The sequence below is a fragment of the Curtobacterium sp. UNCCL17 genome, from assembly GCF_000686685.1.
GTDB classification, from domain to species: domain Bacteria; phylum Actinomycetota; class Actinomycetes; order Actinomycetales; family Microbacteriaceae; genus Curtobacterium; species Curtobacterium flaccumfaciens.
Map to the genome: position 1 here is coordinate 136,338 of NZ_KK366000.1, position 20,359 is coordinate 156,696.

The 20,359-nt window shown below is 70.7% G+C and carries 18 protein-coding genes; 17 read left to right on the top strand and 1 reads right to left on the bottom strand.

Annotation, left to right across the window (positions count from 1 at the left end; translation table 11 throughout):
* Window positions 1-53 precede the first annotated feature (53 nt).
* Window positions 54-410: an Rv2175c family DNA-binding protein gene (locus BR70_RS0105475; RefSeq protein WP_173033316.1), complete on the top strand. Its 357-nt coding sequence runs from the start codon at window positions 54-56 to the stop codon at window positions 408-410.
* 70 nt (window positions 411-480) lie between these two features.
* Here the strand turns inward: BR70_RS0105475 and BR70_RS0105480 are convergent, their stop codons facing one another.
* Window positions 481-1,599: a polyprenyl synthetase family protein gene (locus BR70_RS0105480; RefSeq protein WP_027465241.1), complete on the bottom strand. Its 1,119-nt coding sequence runs from the start codon at window positions 1,597-1,599 to the stop codon at window positions 481-483.
* Between the two features lie 96 nt (window positions 1,600-1,695).
* On the opposite strand from BR70_RS0105480, the gene BR70_RS0105485 reads away from it, so the two are divergent.
* The 16 genes from BR70_RS0105485 to BR70_RS0105560 all read left to right on the top strand — a co-directional run bounded on the left by BR70_RS0105485 (window position 1,696) and on the right by BR70_RS0105560 (window position 20,331).
* Entirely contained in the window at window positions 1,696-2,088 is a 393-nt protein-coding gene (locus BR70_RS0105485) for a DUF3040 domain-containing protein (RefSeq protein ID WP_027465242.1), read from the top strand.
* 749 nt (window positions 2,089-2,837) lie between these two features.
* On the top strand, window positions 2,838-3,269 hold the full coding sequence (mraZ, locus tag BR70_RS0105490; protein ID WP_017886616.1) for a division/cell wall cluster transcriptional repressor MraZ: 432 nt from the start codon (window positions 2,838-2,840) through the stop codon (window positions 3,267-3,269).
* Between the two features lie 106 nt (window positions 3,270-3,375).
* Window positions 3,376-4,341 carry a 16S rRNA (cytosine(1402)-N(4))-methyltransferase RsmH gene (rsmH, locus tag BR70_RS0105495; RefSeq protein WP_027465243.1) on the top strand — a complete coding sequence of 322 codons (966 nt, stop codon included), beginning with the start codon at window positions 3,376-3,378 and terminating at the stop codon, window positions 4,339-4,341.
* A 1-nt stretch (window position 4,342) separates the two neighbouring features.
* A complete protein-coding gene (locus tag BR70_RS22175; RefSeq protein ID WP_051596679.1) occupies window positions 4,343-5,029 on the top strand; it encodes a cell division protein FtsL in 687 nt (228 codons plus the stop codon).
* A gap of 49 nt (window positions 5,030-5,078) precedes the next feature.
* Window positions 5,079-6,848, top strand: coding sequence for a peptidoglycan D,D-transpeptidase FtsI family protein (locus BR70_RS0105505; RefSeq protein ID WP_027465244.1), 1,770 nt, complete (start codon window positions 5,079-5,081; stop codon window positions 6,846-6,848).
* 14 nt (window positions 6,849-6,862) lie between these two features.
* A complete protein-coding gene (locus BR70_RS19745) occupies window positions 6,863-8,509 on the top strand; it encodes a Mur ligase family protein (protein WP_035808210.1) in 1,647 nt (548 codons plus the stop codon).
* Window positions 8,506-10,014 (top strand): UDP-N-acetylmuramoyl-tripeptide--D-alanyl-D-alanine ligase, encoded by a 1,509-nt coding sequence (locus BR70_RS0105515; protein WP_027465245.1) that lies wholly within the window; start codon window positions 8,506-8,508, stop codon window positions 10,012-10,014. The genes BR70_RS19745 and BR70_RS0105515 overlap by 4 nt, the downstream gene beginning before the upstream one ends.
* On the top strand, window positions 10,011-11,114 hold the full coding sequence (mraY, locus tag BR70_RS0105520; RefSeq protein WP_027465246.1) for a phospho-N-acetylmuramoyl-pentapeptide-transferase: 1,104 nt from the start codon (window positions 10,011-10,013) through the stop codon (window positions 11,112-11,114). The genes BR70_RS0105515 and mraY overlap by 4 nt, the downstream gene beginning before the upstream one ends.
* A 4-nt stretch (window positions 11,115-11,118) precedes the next feature.
* Complete coding sequence (murD, locus tag BR70_RS0105525) at window positions 11,119-12,654, top strand: UDP-N-acetylmuramoyl-L-alanine--D-glutamate ligase (protein ID WP_027465247.1); 1,536 nt, start codon at window positions 11,119-11,121, stop codon at window positions 12,652-12,654.
* Entirely contained in the window at window positions 12,617-13,882 is a 1,266-nt protein-coding gene (gene ftsW, locus BR70_RS0105530) for a putative lipid II flippase FtsW (protein ID WP_027465248.1), read from the top strand. Before murD ends, ftsW begins: the two co-directional genes overlap by 38 nt.
* Window positions 13,879-14,976, top strand: coding sequence for an undecaprenyldiphospho-muramoylpentapeptide beta-N-acetylglucosaminyltransferase (gene murG / locus BR70_RS0105535; protein ID WP_027465249.1), 1,098 nt, complete (start codon window positions 13,879-13,881; stop codon window positions 14,974-14,976). Before ftsW ends, murG begins: the two co-directional genes overlap by 4 nt.
* On the top strand, window positions 14,973-16,394 hold the full coding sequence (murC, locus tag BR70_RS0105540) for a UDP-N-acetylmuramate--L-alanine ligase (RefSeq protein ID WP_027465250.1): 1,422 nt from the start codon (window positions 14,973-14,975) through the stop codon (window positions 16,392-16,394). Before murG ends, murC begins: the two co-directional genes overlap by 4 nt.
* Window positions 16,391-17,665: a cell division protein FtsQ/DivIB gene (locus BR70_RS22180; RefSeq protein ID WP_051596681.1), complete on the top strand. Its 1,275-nt coding sequence runs from the start codon at window positions 16,391-16,393 to the stop codon at window positions 17,663-17,665. The genes murC and BR70_RS22180 overlap by 4 nt, the downstream gene beginning before the upstream one ends.
* 146 nt (window positions 17,666-17,811) lie before the next feature.
* Window positions 17,812-18,972: a cell division protein FtsZ gene (gene ftsZ, locus BR70_RS0105550; RefSeq protein WP_027465251.1), complete on the top strand. Its 1,161-nt coding sequence runs from the start codon at window positions 17,812-17,814 to the stop codon at window positions 18,970-18,972.
* 7 nt (window positions 18,973-18,979) lie between these two features.
* On the top strand, window positions 18,980-19,705 hold the full coding sequence (locus BR70_RS0105555) for a YggS family pyridoxal phosphate-dependent enzyme (protein WP_027465252.1): 726 nt from the start codon (window positions 18,980-18,982) through the stop codon (window positions 19,703-19,705).
* A 41-nt stretch (window positions 19,706-19,746) separates the two neighbouring features.
* Entirely contained in the window at window positions 19,747-20,331 is a 585-nt protein-coding gene (locus tag BR70_RS0105560) for a cell division protein SepF (protein WP_027465253.1), read from the top strand.
* Window positions 20,332-20,359: the final 28 nt, after the last annotated feature.

The following is a 20,359-nucleotide window of genomic DNA, read 5'->3' on the forward strand; positions in this document are numbered from 1 at the left end:
ATGTGACGAACGAGGCGGATTCACTCCGGCGGTCACTCTGGCACCATGGGCGTGTGAGTGCCGCACCCGCCGACGACCTGTCCCTCTCCGAACGCTGGCTGACCGTCCCCGAGCTGGTGGACATGTTCAGCACGAGCCCCGGACGGATCCACCGACTCTTCGAGCAGAAGACCCTGCTGGCAGCCCGCGTCGGCGGTGTGCTGCGCGTGCCGGTCGAGTTCCTCGAGGACGGGGAGCCGATGCCCGAGCTCCGCGGCACGCTGATCGTGCTCGGCGACAACGGCTTCACCGACGACGAGGCGGTGCGCTGGATGCTCACCGTCGACGACGCGATGGGCACCACGCCGATCGCGGCGCTCCGCGCAGGCCGCAAGGCCGAGGTGCGTCGCGTCGCCCAGTCGCTGCTCTAGACGCCATCCGGACGGACAGGAGGCCCGTGGCGGCGTCGCCACGGGCCTCCTGTCCGTCCTGGCCTCGCGTCTAGGACGACCGGCGGCTGACCGTGTCGGCCAGCGACGCGAGCTGCTCGCGCGCCGACGGGGTCAGCGGCGAGGCGTCGAGCGCCGCCTTGGCGCGCTGGACGTGCCGCTCGATCGACCGCTCCACGGCGGCCACGGCGCCCGACTCGGTGAGGGTCGCACGGAGCATCTGCACCTGCTCCTCGTCGAGGTCGGGGTCTCCGAGGAGCTCGTCCAGGAGCTGCCGTGGGCCGTTCGCCAGCGTCTTGCGCGCCGAGGCGATGAGGACGGTGCGCTTGCCCTCGCGCAGGTCGTCGCCGGCCGGCTTGCCGGTGACCTCGGGATCGCCGAAGACCCCGAGCATGTCGTCGCGGAGCTGGTACGCCACGCCGAGGGGGAGCCCGAAGGCGCGGAGGCCCTCGAGCTGGGAGTCGCTCGCGCCGGCGACGAGGGCACCGATGACCAGCGGGGCCTCGATCGAGTACTTCGCCGACTTGAAGACGATGACGCGCTGGGCGCGGAGCAGGTGCTCGGACTCGTCGATGACCGGCCAGGCGGTCTCCTCGTGCACGTCGAGGTACTGCCCCGCCGTGACGTCGAGGCGCATCGCGTGGAACTCCTGGCGGACGATGCGGGCCCGCACCGGGTCGAGGAGTGCGAGGCCCTCGTCGAAGACCGAGTCGCTCAGCGAGAGCAGCAGGTCGCCGAGGAGCAGCGCGGAGTTCGTGCCGTACTGCCCGCGGTCGCCGACGAAGCCGGACTCCTCGTGCAGGGACTCGAAGCGGCGGTGCGCGGCCGGACGCCCGCGGCGGGTGTCCGAGCGGTCCATGATGTCGTCGTGCACCAGGGCGGCGGCGTGGAAGACCTCGAGCGCGGCGGCGACCGTGACGACCGCCTCGGCGGTGGTCTGTCGGGACCCTTCGGCCAGCGGGTCGAACGAGCCCGAACGGCCCGCCACCGACTGCCATCCCCAGTAGCAGAACAGTGCCCGGAAGCGCTTGCCGCCGGACAACAGGTCTCGTGCGTACCGGTCGAACGGCGCGAGGTCGGGGCTGATCGCGAGGAGCCGTTCACGCTGCTCGTCGAGTGCCCGGTCGATACGCGCCGATACGAGGTCCACTAATCGCGTACTCTCAGCCACGATCCCTACCCTAGTGGAGTGGTCGAGGCATAGAATCGGTCCACTCAACCCGCGTTTTTCAACCCCGCGTCGATCCCAGGAACAGAGGGAACCAAGATGCCGCTCTCGGAACAGGAGCAGCGCCTTCTCGAAGAGATGGAGCGCAGCCTCTACCAGAACGATTCCGATTTCGTGGCTCGTGTCACACGTCGACAGGGTCGTCCGACGTACACAGCCATCACGCTCGGGGTCCTCGGCGCACTCGCCGGGGTCGCCATCGTCATCGTCGGCCTCGTCATCAAGGCGCCGCTGCTGGGCATCCTCGGCTTCGTCGTGATGCTCGCCGGTGTCCTGTTCGCGCTGCGACCGGGCATGCGTGCCCCGAAGGCGAAGCCCGCTCGACCGGGCAAGCCCGCGTCCGGTGGGTCGGCGCGTCCGTCCACCGGTGGCGGCGGGTCCTTCATGGACCGGATGAACGAGCGCTGGGACAAGCGCAACGATCAGGGCTAGTAAACGACCAGAGTCAGTAGCTGACAGGAGTCAGCAGGACTCCCTCCACACTCCTCCACGGGGTCGGCCTTCGGGTCGGCCCCGTTTCGTGTTTCCGGGGGTGGGATCGTGCCGCGCGAGTGGTCACGAAACGTCGCGTGCGGGTCGCTGAGGGTGCAGGAACTGTCGGCTGGGGCCGGCGCGAGCGACGGTTCGTGACCACTCGGCGTCGCAGCGGCGGCACGTCGTGACCTGGCGCTGGCCGGCAGCCGGGCGTGGTGGGGCCGACCGTGCGCCCGCGTGGGCGACGCGACGAGGGTGGGGCGGGCCTCCAGGCCGGGGGTGGACCGTCGCCGCGTGCGTGCGCGAGTGGTCACGACACGCTGCGTGCGGGTTGCCGAGGGCGCGGGAACTGTCGGCCGGGGCCGGCGCGAGCGACGGTTCGTGACCACTCGGCGTTGCGGCGGCGGCACGTCGTGACCGTGCGCTGACCGGAAGCCGGGTGTGGTGGGGCCGACCCTGCACCCGCGGCGCGCCCCGGAGTGCTCCACCGGCTGCGAAAGTCCTCCACTTTCCTCCACGCCATCCCCGGTGCTGTCGAACCGCATGATTCCGGGCCTTGGAGGTCGTCGCTGCCTGGTCCATTCCGGTCTGCGTGCCCCCAGTAGGGGTGTCGCGGGCCGAAAAGGGAGCGGAATCCTGGGCGTGGGGAGGGGAGTGGAGTAAAGTGGGGCTCGCAACGGTCCGGTGGAGCGGAGGGGAGGCCCGACGTGCTGCTCGGTACTCATGCCCCGAAGCTCGACGAGAAGGGTCGCGTGATCCTCCCCGCCAAGTTCCGGGACGAACTGTCCGGCGGGCTCGTGATGACCCGCGGCCAGGAACGCTGCGTCGTGGTCTTCAGTGCCCGGACGTTCGAGGAACTCCACGAGCGCATCCGGACCGCCCCGATGACGTCGAAGCGCACCAGGGACTACATGCGTCTGTTCCTCTCGGGGGCCAGCGCCGAACAGCCCGACAAGCAGAACCGCGTGACGATCCCGCAGAACCTCCGCGAGTACGCGGGGCTCGAGCGGGACCTCACGGTCATCGGCAGCGGTGACCGTGCCGAGATCTGGTCCACCCCCGCGTGGGAGGCCTACTACGCCGAAGCCGAAGAGGCATTCGCCGACAACGACGAGGAGGTGATCCCGGGGATCTTCTGATCCGCGGATCGGGACTCCCAGCCGTGAAGCCCTGACACCACTTCCCCGGTGTCAGGTCGCATGGATGGGGATCCGGACCCACGGCCCAGGAGACGAGGGGCTGCACATGGCCGACAACGACAACGAGACGCCACGCTTCCCGCACACGCCGGTGATGCTCCAGCGCATCGTCGACCTGTTCACGCCGACGCTCGAGGGCCCGGGCAAGGTCGTCGTCGACGCCACGCTCGGCATGGGCGGCCACTCCGAGGGCCTGCTCGAGCGGTTCCCGGAGCTCACGCTCATCGGACTCGACCGGGACACCGACGCACTCGGCATCGCGGGGGAGCGCCTGGCCCGCTTCGGTGACCGCGTCCGGCTCGTGCACACCGTGTACGACGGCATCGTCGACGCGATCGAGGGCGAGGGCTTCACGAAGGTCGACGGCGTGCTCTTCGACCTCGGCGTGAGCTCGCTGCAGCTCGACCGGGCCGAGCGCGGGTTCGCGTACAGCCAGGACGCCCCGCTCGACATGCGGATGGACCGGACCGAGGGGCAGACCGCCGCCGACGTCCTGGCCACCTACGACGAGGGCGAACTCCGCCGCATCTTCCAGCGCTACGGCGAGGAGAAGCTCGCCGGACGCTACGCCCGAGCGATCGTCGAGCGGCGCGCGACGAAGCCGTTCGAGATGTCCGGCGACCTGGTCCAGGTGCTGCACGACGCGACCCCGGTTGCCATCCAGCGCCAGGGGCACCCGGCCAAGCGCGTCTTCCAGGCGCTCCGCATCGAGGTCAACGCCGAACTGAGCGTGCTCGAGCGGGCGATCCCGGCGGCGCTCGACGCCATCGCGGTCGGCGGCCGGATCGTCGTCGAGTCGTACCAGTCCCTCGAGGACCGCATCGTCAAGCGGGCACTGGTGGCGCGCACGAAGTCGAGCGCCCCCGCAGGCCTGCCGGTGGAGCTGCCCGAGCACGCCGCCACCTTCTCCCTGATCGTCAAGGGCGCCGAGCTGGCCGACGAGGCCGAACGCGCCGCCAACCCCCGAGCAACGCCCGTGCGCCTGCGCGCGGCCGAGCGGATCCGGAACTGACATGAGCACGAACCTCGCACTCGTCGACCCTGCGGTCGTCCCGTCGCGGGCCCCGCGCCCCGACCGTCAGCGCCGCCCCGAGCTGGTCGAGGTCACCCCGACCGCGGCCCAGCGGCGCGCACGCCCCCGCATCGGGTACGCCGTGGTGGCCGTCGCCGCGCTCGGGATCCTGCTGCTGGCCCAGCTCGGCATCAGCATGGTGCTCAGCCAAGGCGCCTACACGCTCAACTCGCTGTCGGCCGAGCAGACGAACCTGTCCCGCACGCAGCAGTCGCTGTCCGAGCAGCTCCGGGTCCTCGACTCGCCGCAGAACCTGGCCCGCAACGCCCAGTCGCTCGGCATGATCGCCAACTCGACGCCGGTGTACCTCGACCCGAAGACCGGTCGGGTGTACGGCACGCCGACCCCGGCGAAGCCCGACGAGGCCACGGCGTCCACCGAGAACCAGGTGCCGAACTCACTGCTGAGCGACGTGCCGCTGGCCACGAAGCCGGGGGACACCTCCACCAGCAAGGAGACCGGCACGACGGGCACGTCGAGCACGAAGGACACGGCGGGCGCCACAGGATCCGCGGACGGCACCGCCACGTCTGAGAAGACGAGCGGCGCCAGCGCGTCGGACCAGGGGACGGCGAAGTCGTCCGTAGAGTCCGACGCGAACCCGCTCCAGGCGCCCTCCACCCGGTGACCGGCGGGTCCGCCGCACCCTCAGCACCGCCCGGGAAGGACCGCACCGCGTGACGAAGACGATCCGCAACCGACGCCTGCGCTACAGCATCGTGATGCTCGCCGTGATCGCCCTCGTCGGGGTGTTCGTGGTGCGGCTCGTCGACATCCAGGTCGTCCAGGCGTCGGAGCTGAACAAGGCGTCGGCGCAGAAGCGCAGCATCCCCGTGACGATCTACGGCACCCGCGGGTCGATCGTGGACCGCAACGGCACCGAACTCGCCGACAGCGTCACCCGGTACAACATCACGACCTCGCCGCGCCTGGTGAAGGGCTTCAAGGGCAAGCTCGGCGGCACCCGCATCAAGGACGTCAGTGTCGGCACCGCCCTGAGTGCGCTGGCGAAGGCCTCGGGCGGTGACGTCGCGACCATGCGGAAGAACATCGCCGCGAACCCGAAGTCCGACTTCGCGTACCTGGTCAAGGGCCTCGACGTGCAGCACTACGAGGCCGTGCGCGCGCTCGGCATCCCCTGGCTGTACCCGGAGCCACAGGCGGCGCGGGTGTACCCGACGGGTGCGACGACGGGCAACCTCACCGGGTTCATGGGCACCGACGGCGCTCAGGCCGGTCTGGAGTACTCCTACAACCAGTGCCTGGCGGGCACCAACGGCTCCGAGACGTACGAGCGTGGCGAGGACGGCGTGCAGCTCCCGGGCAGCACCGTGACCACGAAGAAGGCCAAGGACGGCGGCACGCTCGAGACCACCATCGACAGCGACCTGCAGTACATGGCGCAGCAGACCATCGCGTCCGCCGCCAAGACCCTGCAGGCGGAGTCCGCGACGGCGACGGTCACGAGCGTCAAGACGGGTGAGCTGCTGGCGGTCGCCGACTACCCGACGGTGGACCCGAACGACGTCGACGCCACGACCGACAAGGGCGCCTTCGGTTCCCGCGCCCTGACCGCGTCGTACGAGCCGGGCTCCACGATCAAGGCCGCCATCGCCGCCGCGCTGCTCGACCAGGGCAAGTCGAGCCCCACCGACCAGGCCGTCGTGCCGTACTCGCGCACGTTCCCCTGGGGCGGCACGATCCACGACTCCGAGTTCCACGCCACCGAGAACCTCACGCTGACGGGCATCCTGCAGAACTCGTCGAACGTCGGCATCACCGAGCTCGGCGCACGGCTGACATCGCAGCAGCGCTTCGACTACATGAAGAAGTTCGGGCTGTTCGAGCCGGAGACGGCCATCGACTACCCGGGCCAGCCCTCGATGGACTACGGCACCACCCCGAACTGGGACCAGCAGACGAACATCAACTCGATGTTCGGCCAGGGCATCTCGACCACGGCGGTGCAGGTCGCGAGCGTGTTCCAGACCATCGCGAACGACGGTGTCCGGATCCCGCTGCACTTCGTCAAGGGCTGCACCACGGAGGACGGCAAGACGATCGACGCGCCCGACGTGCAGAAGCAGCGGGTCGTCTCCGCAGCCGCCGCCACCCAGGTCACCGGCATGCTGCAGAGCGTCGTCACGGGTGGCACGCTGGTGGGCATGAAGCCGATCTCCGGCTACAACATCGCCGCGAAGACGGGGACCGCCGAGGTGGCCGAGGGGTCGCAGGGCTACGGCGGTCAGCGCATCACGTCGGTGGCCGGAATGGCACCCGCCGAAGACCCCCAGTATGTTGTCACGGTGACGTTCACGAAGCCGCAGACCAACAAGTGGTCCAGCGGAGCGGCTCCGGCGTTCCGCACACTCATGTCCCAGGTGCTCGAGAAGTACCGAGTAGCCCCCTCCGCGTCCGAGGCGAAGCTCTACCCGTCCACGTGGTGAGGAAGAAGGAACACTTGTCCGCACGGATCCCCCCGGTCCTCCGACCCGAACACCCGACCCCGAGGGCCGTCTCCGAACTCGCCAACGCGTTCGGTCTGCGAGTCGTCGGCTCGGTCGACAGCATCGAGACCACCGGTGTCACCCTGAGCGCCACGGAGGTGCAGCCGGGTGACCTGTTCGTCGGCGTGCACGGTGCCAACCGGCACGGCGCACAGTTCGCGACGGAGGCCGCCGAGCGCGGCGCCGTCGCCGTCCTGACCGACCAGGACGGCGTCGCACTGGTCGAGCCGTCCGGGCTGCCGGTGCTCGTCGTCGACGACCCCCGCGCCGCCCTCGGCGACGTCGCGGCGTGGGTCTACCGCACCCACCCCGACGAGGCCACCGACCTGCCGCAGCTGTTCGCCGTCACCGGCACGAACGGCAAGACGAGCACGTCGTACATCCTCGAGGGCATCCTCAAGCAGCTCGGCCTGGTCACCGGCCTGAGCTCGACCGCCGAGCGCCACATCGGTTCGCTCAGCGTGACGAGCCGCCTGACCACGCCCGAGGCCAGCGAGATGCACGCGCTCCTCGCCCGCATGCGCGAGAGCGAGGTCCGTGCGGTCGCCGTCGAGGTCAGCGCCCAGGCCCTCAGCCGGCACCGCGTCGACGGCATCGTCTTCGACGTCGCAGCCTTCACGAACCTGTCGCACGACCACCTCGACGACTACGCCGACATGGAGGAGTACTACCAGGCGAAGCTCCCGCTGTTCCAGCCCGAGCACGCCCGTCGCGGCGTCGTCTCGCTGGACACCGACTGGGGCCACCGCGTGGTGCAGGACTCCCGCATCCCCGTGACCACGATCACGGTGCACCCCGACGTCGAGGCCGAGTGGCACGTCGACATCGTCGAGGCGCACGCCGCCTACACCGAGTTCCGTCTGACCGGCCCCGAGGGTCGCGAGCTGACGACCCGTGTGCCGCTGATCGGCTGGCACATGGCGGCGAACGCGGCACTCGCGATCGTGATGCTCGTCGAGGGCGGGTTCGAGCTCGGTGCCATCGCGCACGCGCTCGAGTCGGGCCACCGCCGCTACCCGGACGAGGACGACGCGAGCGAGCGCGACGGCGAGCCGCACCGTGTCTCCGCCATCGAGTGCTACCTGCCCGGCCGCACGGAGCGCGTCTCCGGCGAGCACGGCCCGAGCGTCTACGTCGACTTCGGCCACAGCGCCGACGCGTTCGAGAACACCCTCGCCGCCGTCCGGCAGTTCACCTCCGGCAAGGTCCTCATGCTGTTCGGCGCCGACGGCGACCGCGACACCACGAAGCGCGGCGACATGGCCCGCGTGGCCGCGGCCGGCAGCGACATCCTGGTCGTCACCGACCACCACCCGCGCTTCGAGGACGCCGCGTCGATCCGGAAGACCCTGGTCGACGCAGCACGTGCCGCCTACCCGGACCACGAGGTCCACGAGGTCAGCCCGCCCGAGGCGGCGATCCGCACGGCCGTGAGCCTGGTCGGCGAGGGGGACTCGATCCTCTGGGCCGGCCCGGGTCACCAGGACTACCGCGACATCCAGGGCGTCCGCACGCCCTACTCCGCCCGCGACGAGGCCCGCGCGGCCCTGCGCGAGGCCGGCTGGGAGCCGAACTCCGGTCCGGCGGAGGACGTCCGATGATCGCCATGACCCTCGCCGAGATCGCCACCGCGGTCGGCGGCGAGCTGATCGGCGGCGAGCAGGCGACCGACGTCGCCGAGCCCGGCGACCTGGTCGTCGAGGGCTCGGTCGAGACCGACTCGCGCCTGGTCCGCCCCGGCAGCGTCTTCTTCGCCCTGCCCGGTGAGGTCACCGACGGCCGACGCTTCGTGGCCGCGGCCGTCGACGCCGGTGCCGCCCTGGTGATCACGCCCGAGCGCGTGGACACGACCGCGCCGCAGATCGTCGTCACCGACGGGTACGAGGCCCTCGCCGCGCTCGCGCACGAGGTCGTCACGCGCGTCCGGATGAGCACCGCGGACCGCGTCGACGCCGACGGTCGCCCGGCACCCCTGCGGGTCGTCGGCATCACCGGCTCGAACGGCAAGACGAGCACGAAGAACATGCTCCGCACGATCCTCGAGCAGCACGGCGCGACCGTCGCGCCCGAGGGCTCGTTCAACAACCACGTCGGCGCTCCGATCTCGATGCTCCGCATCACCTACGACACCCGGTACCTGGTGGTCGAGATGGGCGCGAGCGGCGTCGGCCACATCGCCAAACTCGTGTCGATCGCCGAGCCCGACCTCGGTGTCGTCCTCAAGGTGGGCCTCGCGCACGCCGGCGAGTTCGGCGGCATCGAGGCGACGCAGCGCGCAAAGTCCGAGATGGTTACCGACCTTCCCGAGACCGCCACGGCCCTGCTCAACGTCGACGACGACCGCGTCGCGTCGATGCGCGACCTGACGGCCGCGCGCGTGGTGGGCTTCGGCACGTCGGCGGAGGCCGACTACCGCATCACCGGCATCGAGACGGACCGCAGCGGCACCCGCTTCACCCTCACCGCGCCTCCCCGCCGCCCCGAAGGCGACCGTCCGACGGACGCGACCCTGACTGGAGGCCCGGATCACGTCGACGTGCGCCTCGCGATCCTGGGTGAGCACCACGCGATGAACGCGTCCGCCGCGCTCACGGTGGCCCACCTGTGGGGCGTCCCGCTCGCCGACGGCGCCGCGGCGCTCGCGTCGATGACGCGCGCCGAGCGCTGGCGCATGGAACTGCTCCAGGGCGGCCCCGAGGGCGTCACCGTCATCAACGACGCGTACAACGCGTCGCCCGACTCCACCGCGGCGGCGCTGCGGACCCTGGCGCAGATCGTGCGCCCGGGGGAGCGGACCGTCGCCGTGCTCGGTGAGATGGCCGAGCTCGGTGAGTTCTCCGTCGAGGAGCACGACCGCATCGGTCGGCTCGTCGTCCGCCTCGGCATCGGACAGCTCGTGGTCGTCGGCCGCGGCGCGATGCCCATCCACCAGGCCGCCACCCTCGAGGGATCGTGGGACGGCGAGTCTGTGTACATCGAGGACGTCGACGACGCCGTCCGTGCCATGCAGGAGATGCTCCGCCCCGGCGACGTCGTCCTCGTCAAGTCCTCGAAGTCTGCCGAACTGCGATTCCTCGGCGACCGCCTCGGAGGTGTCACCGAATGATCGCGCTCCTCGTCGCCGGCGCCACGTCGCTGGTGTTCACGTTGCTGCTCACCCCGTTCTTCATCAAGCTCTTCCACCGTCTCGGGTGGGGGCAGTTCATCCGTGACGACGGTCCGCAGTCCCACCACACCAAGCGCGGGACTGCCACCATGGGCGGCATCGTCCTGATCATCGGTGCGGTGATCGGGTACTTCGTCGGCCACCTGATCGGGCGTGACTCGATCACGCTGTCCGGCCTGCTCGTGCTGTTCCTGATGGTCGGGCTCGGGTTCGTCGGCTTCATCGACGACTTCCTGAAGGTGCGGCGTCAGCGGAGCCTCGGGCTCGGCGGCTGGGCCAAGATCCTCGGCCAGGTCATCGTCGGCGTCATCTTCGCCACGATCGCCCTGGTCGTGCCGACGTCGAACGGCAAGCCGCCGGCATCGACGATGATCTCGGCGATCCGCGACGTGCCGTGGCTCGACTTCATGGCGCTCGGCACGGTGATCGGCACCGTGTTGTTCCTCGCCTGGATCGTCCTGCTGACGGTGTCGACGTCGAACGGCGTGAACGTGGCCGACGGGCTCGACGGCCTGGCCACCGGGTCGAGCATCCTGGCGATCGGCTCGTACGTCATCATCGGTTTCTGGCAGTCGAACCAGATCTGCGGCGGCGCCCGCCTCGACTCGAACACCGCACACGCCTGCTACACCGTGTCGAACCCGCTCGACCTCGCCGTGGTCGCGGCCGCGGTCTGCGGTGGGCTCATCGGGTTCCTCTGGTACAACACCTCGCCGGCGCAGATCTTCCTCGGTGACACCGGTTCGCTCGGCCTCGGCGGCGCCCTGGCCGGCCTCGCGATCCTCAGCCGCACCGAGCTGCTGCTCATCCTCATCGGTGGCCTGTTCTTCATCGTCACCGGCTCCGTCATCCTGCAGCGGGCCTACTTCAAGATCACCCACGGCAAGCGCATCTTCCTGATGAGTCCGCTGCACCACCACTTCGAACTGAAGGGGTGGGCCGAGGTGACCGTCGTCGTCCGCTTCTGGATCATCGCCGGGCTCTTCGTCGCGGCGGGGGTCGGACTCTTCTACCTCGAATGGATCGCACGCGTTGGTTGACCCGGTGTCCTCGCCGTCCCGCCTCCAGTCCCTCGACAGCTGGTACTCCGAGGGGTGGAAGGGGCTGAACGTCGCCGTCCTCGGCCTCGGAGCCACCGGGTTCTCGGTCGCCGACACACTCGTGGAGCTCGGCAGCGAGGTGACGGTCTACTCCTCCGACGCCCCCGCCGACAGCGTCGAGCTGCTCGACGTGATCGGTGCCCGATTCCTGCAGACGCCGCTCGACACCGTGCCGGACGCGCTCGTGCAGCAGGCACCCGACGTCGTCATCGTGTCGCCGGGACTGCCCCCGCACAACGCCACCGTGCGGTGGTCGGTGACGAACAGCACCGTCTGGGGTGACATCGAGCTCGCCTGGCGCGTGCGCGACAAGGTCGTCCGCGGCCCGGTCGCCGCCCCCTGGATCACGATCACGGGCACGAACGGCAAGACCACGACGACACAGCTCACGACCGCGATGTACGAGGCCGGCGGCCTGCGTGCCGTCGCGTGCGGGAACATCGGCGTGCCGGTGCTCGACGTCGTCCGCGACCCGGTCGGCTACGACGTGCTCGTCGTCGAGCTCTCGAGCCACCAGCTGCACTACGCGGCGACGTCCGGCGACGGTGCCGTGGTGCCGCTCGCGAGCGCCTGCCTGAACATCGCCGACGACCACCTGGAGTGGCACGGCTCCGCCGAGGCGTACCGCGCGGCGAAGGCCAAGGTCTACGAGCGCACCGTGATGGCGTGCGTCTACAACACCTCGGACGACGCCACCCGGCAGATGGTGCAGGAAGCCGACGTGGTGGAGGGCTGCCGTGCGGTCGGCTTCACCCCCGGCGTCCCCGCTCCCGGCGACGTCGGCATCGTCGAGGACGTCCTGTGCGACCGTGCCTTCAACGAGGACCGTCGCAACAGCGCGCTCGAGCTGTCCACCATCGCCGACCTCGAGGCCGCCGGGCTCGCCAGCCCGCACATGACCATGAACGTCCTGGCCGCCGCTGCACTGGCCCGTGCCGGCACCGTCCAGCCGAGCGCCATCCAGTCGGCCGTCCGGGCGTTCCGCGCCGACCACCACCGCACCGAGCTCGTGGCCCAGGCGGACGGCATCACCTGGGTCGACGACTCCAAGGCCACGAACCCGCACGCCGCCACCGCGTCGCTCGCGTCGTTCGACACCGTCGTGTGGATCGTCGGTGGCCTGTTCAAGGGCGTCGACGTCGACGGTCTGGTCGAGCGCTTCGGCCCCGGCGTCCGCGCCGTCGTGGTGATCGGCACCGACCGGACCCCGGTCCTCGAGGCATTCGCGCGACACGCGTCCACGGTCCCGGTGCTCCAGGTGGAGACGACGGACACTGATCAGGTCATGCGCGAGGCGGTCCGGCATGCCGCATCGGTCGCGAGGCCGGGCGACACCGTCCTCCTCGCCCCGGCGGCGGCGTCGTTCGACCAGTTCGGCTCCTACGCCGACCGGGGGCAGCGTTTCGCGGCCGCGGTCAACGAGCACCTGGGAGGAGAAGTCGATGGCGACGACACCGACGGATCTTCCGAACAGCCGTAACGGCCGGACCGCGTCGACCCCACGACGGACCAACGGCGCGATCGTCGCCGTCAAGAACGTCTTCGTCGCGGAGTCCAGCACCTTCTACACGATCCTCGGCGTCACGCTGTTCCTCGTCGTCTTCGGCGTCGTGATGGTGCTGTCCTCGTCGAGCGTCGAGGAGTACGCGGCGACCCACGACTTCTTCGGGGCGGCGTCCCGCCAGGGCCTGTACGCCGTGCTCGGCGTGCCGCTCATGCTCATCGCCAGCCGGGTCCCGACCCGGATCTGGCGGAAGTGGGCGATGCGGCTGCTCGGTGCGGCGCTCGTGCTGCAGCTGCTCGTGTTCACCCCGCTCGGCATCGACATCCAGGGCAACCGGAACTGGATCGAGCTCGGGTCGTTCACCGCGCAGCCGTCCGAGGTCGTGAAGCTCGGCCTGGTGCTCGGCATCGGCGCCATCATCTACGTCAAGCGGGACAAGCTCGACGACTGGAAAGAGGTGTTCATCCCGATCGGGATCGCCTCGATGCTCTCGCTCGGGCTCGTCGTCCTCGGCGGTGACCAGGGCACCGCGATGGTCATGCTCATCCTGGTGTTCGGCGCGCTGTACATCGGCGGCGTCCGCGCCCGGCACCTGCTCGTCGGCCTCGGTGCGTTCGCCGTGATGCTGCCCTTCGTGACGATGGCCTCGGCATCTCGCTCGACCCGCATCAGCGCCTGGCTGTCCGGGTGCACCGACACCAGCCAGTACCAGGACATCTGCTGGCAGCCCGTGCACGGCATGTGGGCGCTCGCGTCCGGCGGCGTGTTCGGCGTCGGCCTCGGCAACTCGAAGGCGAAGTGGTCGTGGTTGCCCGAGGCGGACAACGACTACATCTTCGCGATCATCGGCGAGGAGCTCGGCCTGATCGGCGCCGTCGTGGTGCTCAGCCTGTTCGTGGTGCTCGCCGTCGGCATGATCAAGATCATCCGGCAGTCCCGCGACCCCTTCGTGAAGACGGTCACCGGTGGCATCCTCGCGTGGATCATCGGCCAGGCGCTCATCAACATCGCCGTCGTGCTCGGACTGCTGCCCGTGCTCGGTGTGCCCCTGCCACTCATCTCGGCCGGTGGTTCGGCCCTCATCATGACCCTGGTGGCGATCGGCGTCGTGCTCTCCTTCGCCCGTGACCTGCCCGGCAAGAACGACCCCGGCCTGACGAACGCCCCACTCGGCCGGACCTCCACGAACGGATCACTGCGGTGAGCAAGTACCTCTTCGCCGGCGGCGGCACCGCCGGCCACGTCAACCCCCTGCTCGCGGTCGCCGACCGGCTGACCGAGCGGGAGCCCGGCGCCGAGGTGCTCGTGCTGGGCACCGCCGAGGGCCTGGAGTCCCGCCTCGTCCCGATGCGCGGCTACGAGCTGCTGACGATCCCGCGCCTGCCGTTCCCGCGGAAGCTCAACGGCGCGGCCCTGCGCTTCCCGCAGCGCTTCGCGGCGGCGGTCAAGCGGACCGAGCAGATCATCCGCGACCACGAGATCGAGGTGGTCCTCGGCGTCGGTGGCTACGCGGCCGCTCCGGCGTACATCGCCGCGCGCCGCACCGGCACCCCGATCGTCGTGCACGAGCAGAACGCCAAGCCCGGGCTGGCCAACCGCCTCGCCGCGTTCCTGACCGAGCACGTCGGCCTGACCTTCTCGAACACCCGCCTGCGCCACGGCCGCGTCGTCGGCATGCCGCTCCGTCGCGAGATCGAGTCACTCGACCGCCGTGCCGTCCGGGCCGAGGGGCTCGCCGAGTTCGGGCTCGACCCGGAGCGGCCCGTGCTGCTCGTGACCGGTGGCTCCTCGGGTGCGCGGAGCATCAACCGGACGATCAACAGGTCCGCCGCCACGATCGTGGGCGCCGGCTGGCAGATCCTGCACGTCGTGGGTGCCGCGTCGGACATCGGCCCGAGCGAGCTCGAGGGCTACCACGTGCAGCCCTACTGCGACCGGATGGACCTGGCGTACGCGGCGAGCGACTTCGTCGTGTCGCGTTCGGGTGCCGGCATGGTGTGCGAGCTGACCGCGGTCGGGCTGCCGAGCGTGCTCGTGCCGTACCCGGTGGGCAACGGCGAGCAGCGCCACAACGCGAAGGACGTCGTCGACGCCGGGGGAGCCGTCCTCGTGGCCGACGGGGAATTCGACCAGGACTGGGTGACGTTCCAGCTGCTGAGCATCCTGCAGGACCGCTCCCGCATCGCGGACATGACCGTGCGGGCGGGCAGCGTCGGCCACCGCGACGGCGCCGACCGGATGACCGACCTGGTCCTCGACGCCGCGAAGCAGGCCCCCAGCACCACGGAGGAACGATGACCATCAAGCCGGACCTGACCCAGCCGATCCCGGACGACCTGGGCACGGTGCACTTCGTCGGCATCGGCGGCGCGGGCATGAGCGGGATCGCGCGGATGTTCCTCGCCGCCGGACACCGCGTGACGGGCAGCGACTCCCGCGAGACGGAGACGACCGGCACGATGCGCGACCTCGGCGCGACCGTGCACATCGGTCACGACGCGGCGAACGTCGGCCAGGCCGACACCATCGTCGTCACGAGCGCCCTCTGGCCCGACAACCCCGAGCTCCTCGAGGCGCAGCGCCGCGGTCTGCCGGTGCTCCACCGCTCGCAGGCCCTCGCCGCCCTGATCGCCGAGCACCGCCTCGTCGCGGTCGCCGGTGCGCACGGCAAGACCACCTCGACCGGCATGATCGTCACGGCGATGGTCGAGCTCGGCCTCGACCCGAGCTTCGTCAACGGCGGCGTCATCCAGTCCCTCGGCACGAGTTCGGCCCCGGGATCCAGTGACCTGTTCGTGGTCGAGGCCGACGAGTCCGACGGCTCGTTCCTGCTCTACGACGTCGCCGTGGCCCTGGTCACCAACGTCGACGCCGACCACCTGGACCACTACGGCAGCGAGGAGGCCTTCACCGAGGCCTTCGTCGAGTTCGCCGCGAAGGCGAGCGAGCGCGTCGTCATCTCGAGCGACGACGCCGGTGCGAAGACGGTCACGGCCGGCATCCGCCAGCGCGCCGACGCCCCCGAGATCGTCACGTTCGGCGAGGCCGTCGACGCGGACGTCCGCATCGAGGGCATCACCGAGTCGGCCGGCGTCGAGGTCGACTTCCGCGCCGGTGGCGAGGCGTACCACCTGACCCTCCGCGTGCCCGGCCGGCACAACGCGATCAACGCCGTCGGCGCCTTCGCGGTCCTGACCGGTCTCGGCATCGCCCCGGCCGACGCGATCCGCGGGCTCGAGGCGTTCGGCGGCACCCAGCGCCGCTTCGAGCTGCACGGCGTCGAGCGCGGGGTCTCGGTCTACGACGACTACGCCCACCACCCGACCGAGGTCGCCGCGGCGCTCAAGGCCGCCCGCAACGTCGTCGGCGACGGCCGCATCATCGCCATCCACCAGCCGCACCTGTACTCGCGCACCCGCCTGATGGCCGGCGACTTCGCCAAGGTGTACGAGGAGCTCGCCGACCACACGGTCGTGCTCGACGTCTACGGCGCCCGCGAGGACCCGGAGCCCGGCGTGACCGGGGCCCTGGTGCAGGAGCGTTTCGCCGACCAGTCGCGCGTCGAGTTCCTGCCCGACTGGGACGAGGCGGCGGCACGCGCGGCCGCGGTCGCCCGCGACGGCGACATCATCATGACGCTCAGCTGCGGCGACGTGTACCGGATCATCCCGCAGGTGCTCGGCGCCCTGGGCGCCGACGGAGCGTCGGCCCGGTGAAGCGCCCCGAGGGGTTCGACGAGGGGGACGCCCGCAGGGACGCCCCGGCCGAGGCCGCGGAAGCGCCCCGGCAGCGTCGTGGTCCCTCGAAGCCGCGGCTCCCGTTCCGCGGACGCGTCGCCGACGACCGGGAGGCCCGCCCCGCGTCCGCCCCGGAAACCCCGGTCGACGAGACGGTCGACCCCACCCCGGCGGTCCAGCCCGACGCCGACACCTCCGGTCCCCAGCGGGACCGCGTCGGCGCCTTCGCCGGTGCGGCCGGACGCCGCTTCGGCGCCGGACTCTCCACCGTGGCGGACCGCCTGCGTGAGTACACGCCGAACGAGGACCACCGGGACCCGGAGGCCGACCGCCGCGACGCGGAACGCCGAGCCGCCACGAGCGGTGGAGCCGACCACGACGCGACCGTGACCGACGTGCTCGACGCGACCGGTGCCTCCCGGACCGACCAGCACGCCGAGGCGCCCATCGGGGCGCGGGTGCGCGCTGCCGAGACCGCGCGTGAGGCACGCATCGCGAAGCGTCGACGCCGGTTGCTCGAGCGTGCCGAGGTCCGCCGGTTCACCCGGCGCAGCCGGCACCGTCGCGCCGCGTGGATCACGGCGGCGAGCGTCGTCCTCGTGCTCGGGGTCTCGATCCTCGTCGCGGTGTTCTCACCGTTGATGGCGCTCCGCACGATCGAGATCAAGGGCACCAACCGCGTCGACGAGTCCGCGCTGCGCCAGGCGCTGTCCGACCAGATCGGCACGCCCCTGGCCCGGCTCGACTTCGACGCGATCAAGCGGGACGTCGCCGGCTTCCCGCTCATCGAGAGCTACGTGACCGAGGAGGCTCCGCCGCACACGCTCGTCGTCACGGTGACCGAGCGCACGCCGGTGGTCGCGGTGCAGTCCGGCAGCACGTTCGACCTCGTCGACCCCGCGGGCATCGTCGTGCAGTCGTCGCCGAAGCGTCCCGCCACGATGCCGCTCGCCGACATCGGCCGAGCGCGCCTCGGTTCCGCGAGCTTCCGAACGATGACCGAGGTCGTGCTGGCGCTGCCGTCGACCGTTCGTACCCAGGTGACGCGTGTCGCCGGGTCGACGGCCGACGACGTCACCCTGACCCTCAAGGACGGCTCGACCGTCGTGTGGGGGAGCCCGGACGACTCGGTGGCGAAGGCCGAACTGCTCGCCGCGCTGGTCAAGGACCACGCGGCGCGGAACCCCGGCGTCGTCGTCGAGTACGACGTCTCGGCGCCGGACAACGGCGTGATCCGCGCCAAGGACTGAATTGCCGGACCTGATCGGCGACACGCGGCGTGGCGGGGCGACAGCGCGCCGAACGCACCCGTAGCGTCGAAGACAGCACCACATCTACCAGCATTGCCCCTGAACTTCAAGTAGAGGTTGAGGGTTCGACCGGAGGCCTGACTGACGTGACCACGAACCACAACTACCTCGCCGTCATCAAGGTCGTCGGTGTCGGCGGCGGCGGCGTCAACGCCGTCAACCGCATGATCGAGCTCGGTCTCCGTGGCGTTGAGTTCATCGCGATCAACACCGACGCCCAGGCCCTGCTGCTCAGCGACGCCGACGTCAAGCTCGACGTCGGCCGCGAGATCACCCGCGGCCTCGGTGCCGGCGCGGACCCCGAGGTCGGCCGTCGTGCCGCCGAGGACCACGCCGAGGAGATCGAAGAGGCCCTGGCCGGCGCCGACATGGTGTTCGTCACCGCGGGCGAGGGCGGCGGCACCGGCACCGGTGGCGCACCGGTCGTCGCACGCATCGCGAAGTCCATCGGCGCACTGACCATCGGTGTCGTCACGAAGCCCTTCAGCTTCGAGGGCAAGCGTCGCCAGTCGCAGGCCGAGAACGGCGTCGCGGGCCTCAAGGACGAGGTCGACACGCTCATCGTCGTCCCGAACGACCGCCTGCTCGAGATCAGCGACCGTGGCATCTCCATGGTCGAGGCCTTCGCCACGGCCGACCAGGTGCTCCTCGCCGGTGTGCAGGGCATCACCGACCTCATCACCACCCCGGGTCTGATCAACCTCGACTTCGCCGACGTCAAGAGCGTCATGCAGGGTGCGGGTTCCGCACTCATGGGCATCGGCTCGTCCCGCGGTGCCGACCGTGCGATCAAGGCGGCCGAGCTCGCCGTCGCGTCGCCGCTGCTCGAGGCCTCGATCGACGGTGCGCACGGCGTGCTGCTGTCGATCCAGGGTGGCTCGAACCTCGGCATCTTCGAGATCAACGACGCCGCGCGTCTGGTGCAGGAAGCCGTGCACCCCGAGGCGAACATTATCTTCGGTGCGGTCATCGACGACACCCTGGGCGACGAGGTCCGCGTGACCGTCATCGCCGCGGGCTTCGACGGCGGCGAGCCGGCGCAGCAGCAGAAGGAACGCCGCTCGAGCTACGTCGACCCGGAGTCGAGCGCCGCGGCGCCCGTCGCCGCCTCGACCGGCGCGATCGAGGACTCGACCACGTCGAGCCCGTCCTGGGCCTCGCAGGAGCACCAGCCGCCGGTGCAGCGCGCCGCCGACCCGGCGTTCGACGACGACGACGAGCTCGACGTCCCCGACTTCCTGAAGTAACCCACCCTTGGTAGCCGACACGCGCCTCCCGTCCGCCTCGTCACCCGACGACGGACCGGAGGCGCGTCTCGCGTCCGTCAGGAGCGGCATCGCCGACGCGGCGCGCGCCGCAGGGCGCTCGCCCGACGAGCTGACGCTCGTCGTCATCACGAAGTACCACCCGGCGTCGCTCGTCCGCGAGCTCGCCGCACTCGGCGTGACGGACGTGGGGGAGAACCGCCACCAGGAGGCGCAGGCGAAGGCCGCCGAGCTGGCGGACCTCGGCCTGACCTGGCACTTCGTCGGGCAGCTGCAGTCGAAGAAGGCCCGGCAGGCCCGGCGGTACGCCCACGTGGTGCAGTCGCTCGACCGTGGGTCCGTCGTCGACGCGTTCGCCCCGACCGAGGCCGAGCCGGAACCCCCGGTCATCGACGGGTTCGTGCAGGTGAACCTCACCGACGACCCCGGCCGTGGCGGGGTGCAGCCGGGCGACGTCGAGGCCATGGTGTCGCGCGTGCTGGACACCGGGACGATCCGACTGCGGGGTGTCATGGCGGTCGCGCCACTGGACGAGGAGCCCCGAGCCGCCTTCGCCCGACTCCGCTCGATCTCCGAACGGGTCGTGGCGCTCGAACCCGCTGCGACCGACATCTCGGCCGGCATGAGCGGGGACTACGCCGAGGCGATCCTCGAGGGCGCGACACACCTGCGGATCGGCACCGCAATCACGGGAAACCGGCCGCCCGCACCCTAGCCTCGTTGCAGGGCACCACGAGCACGAACCCCGGAGGAACCATGGCCAACCCGCTGAAGAAGACGATGGTCTACCTCGGCCTCGCCGATGAGGAACTCGACTACGAGGACGAGCAGCAGGCCGAGCCCGCGCGCCAGCAGGCAGCCCCTGCACGCCAGGCCGCGGCGGCTGCTCCGGCGCCCGCCGAGCCGCAGGAGACCCCCGCGGCGGCAGCAGCCCCCGCGGCCGCTCCCGCAGCCGTCCCGGCTCCCACCAAGACGCACACCCACCAGCGCGGCGCCCAGGTCACTCCGCTCCGCCGCTCGCACACGACCGCACAGAAGGCGACCCCGGTCCAGGAAATGAACGAGATCCTCACCGTCCACCCGCGCGAGTACAAGGACGCCCAGTCCATCGCCGAGAGCTTCCGCGACGGCATCCCCGTCATCATCAACCTCTCGCAGATGACCGAGGGTGACGCCCGACGCATGATCGACTTCGCCTCCGGGCTGTCGCTCGGTCTGTTCGGCAAGATCGAGCGCGTCACGAACAAGGTCTTCCTCCTGTCGCCGGCGCACGTCGCAGTGAGCGGTGAGCCTGCTGAGGTAGAGTCCGACATCGAGGCGAACTTCTTCGCCCAGTCCTGAGCCGTACCCGGCACACCCGCCCCTGAGC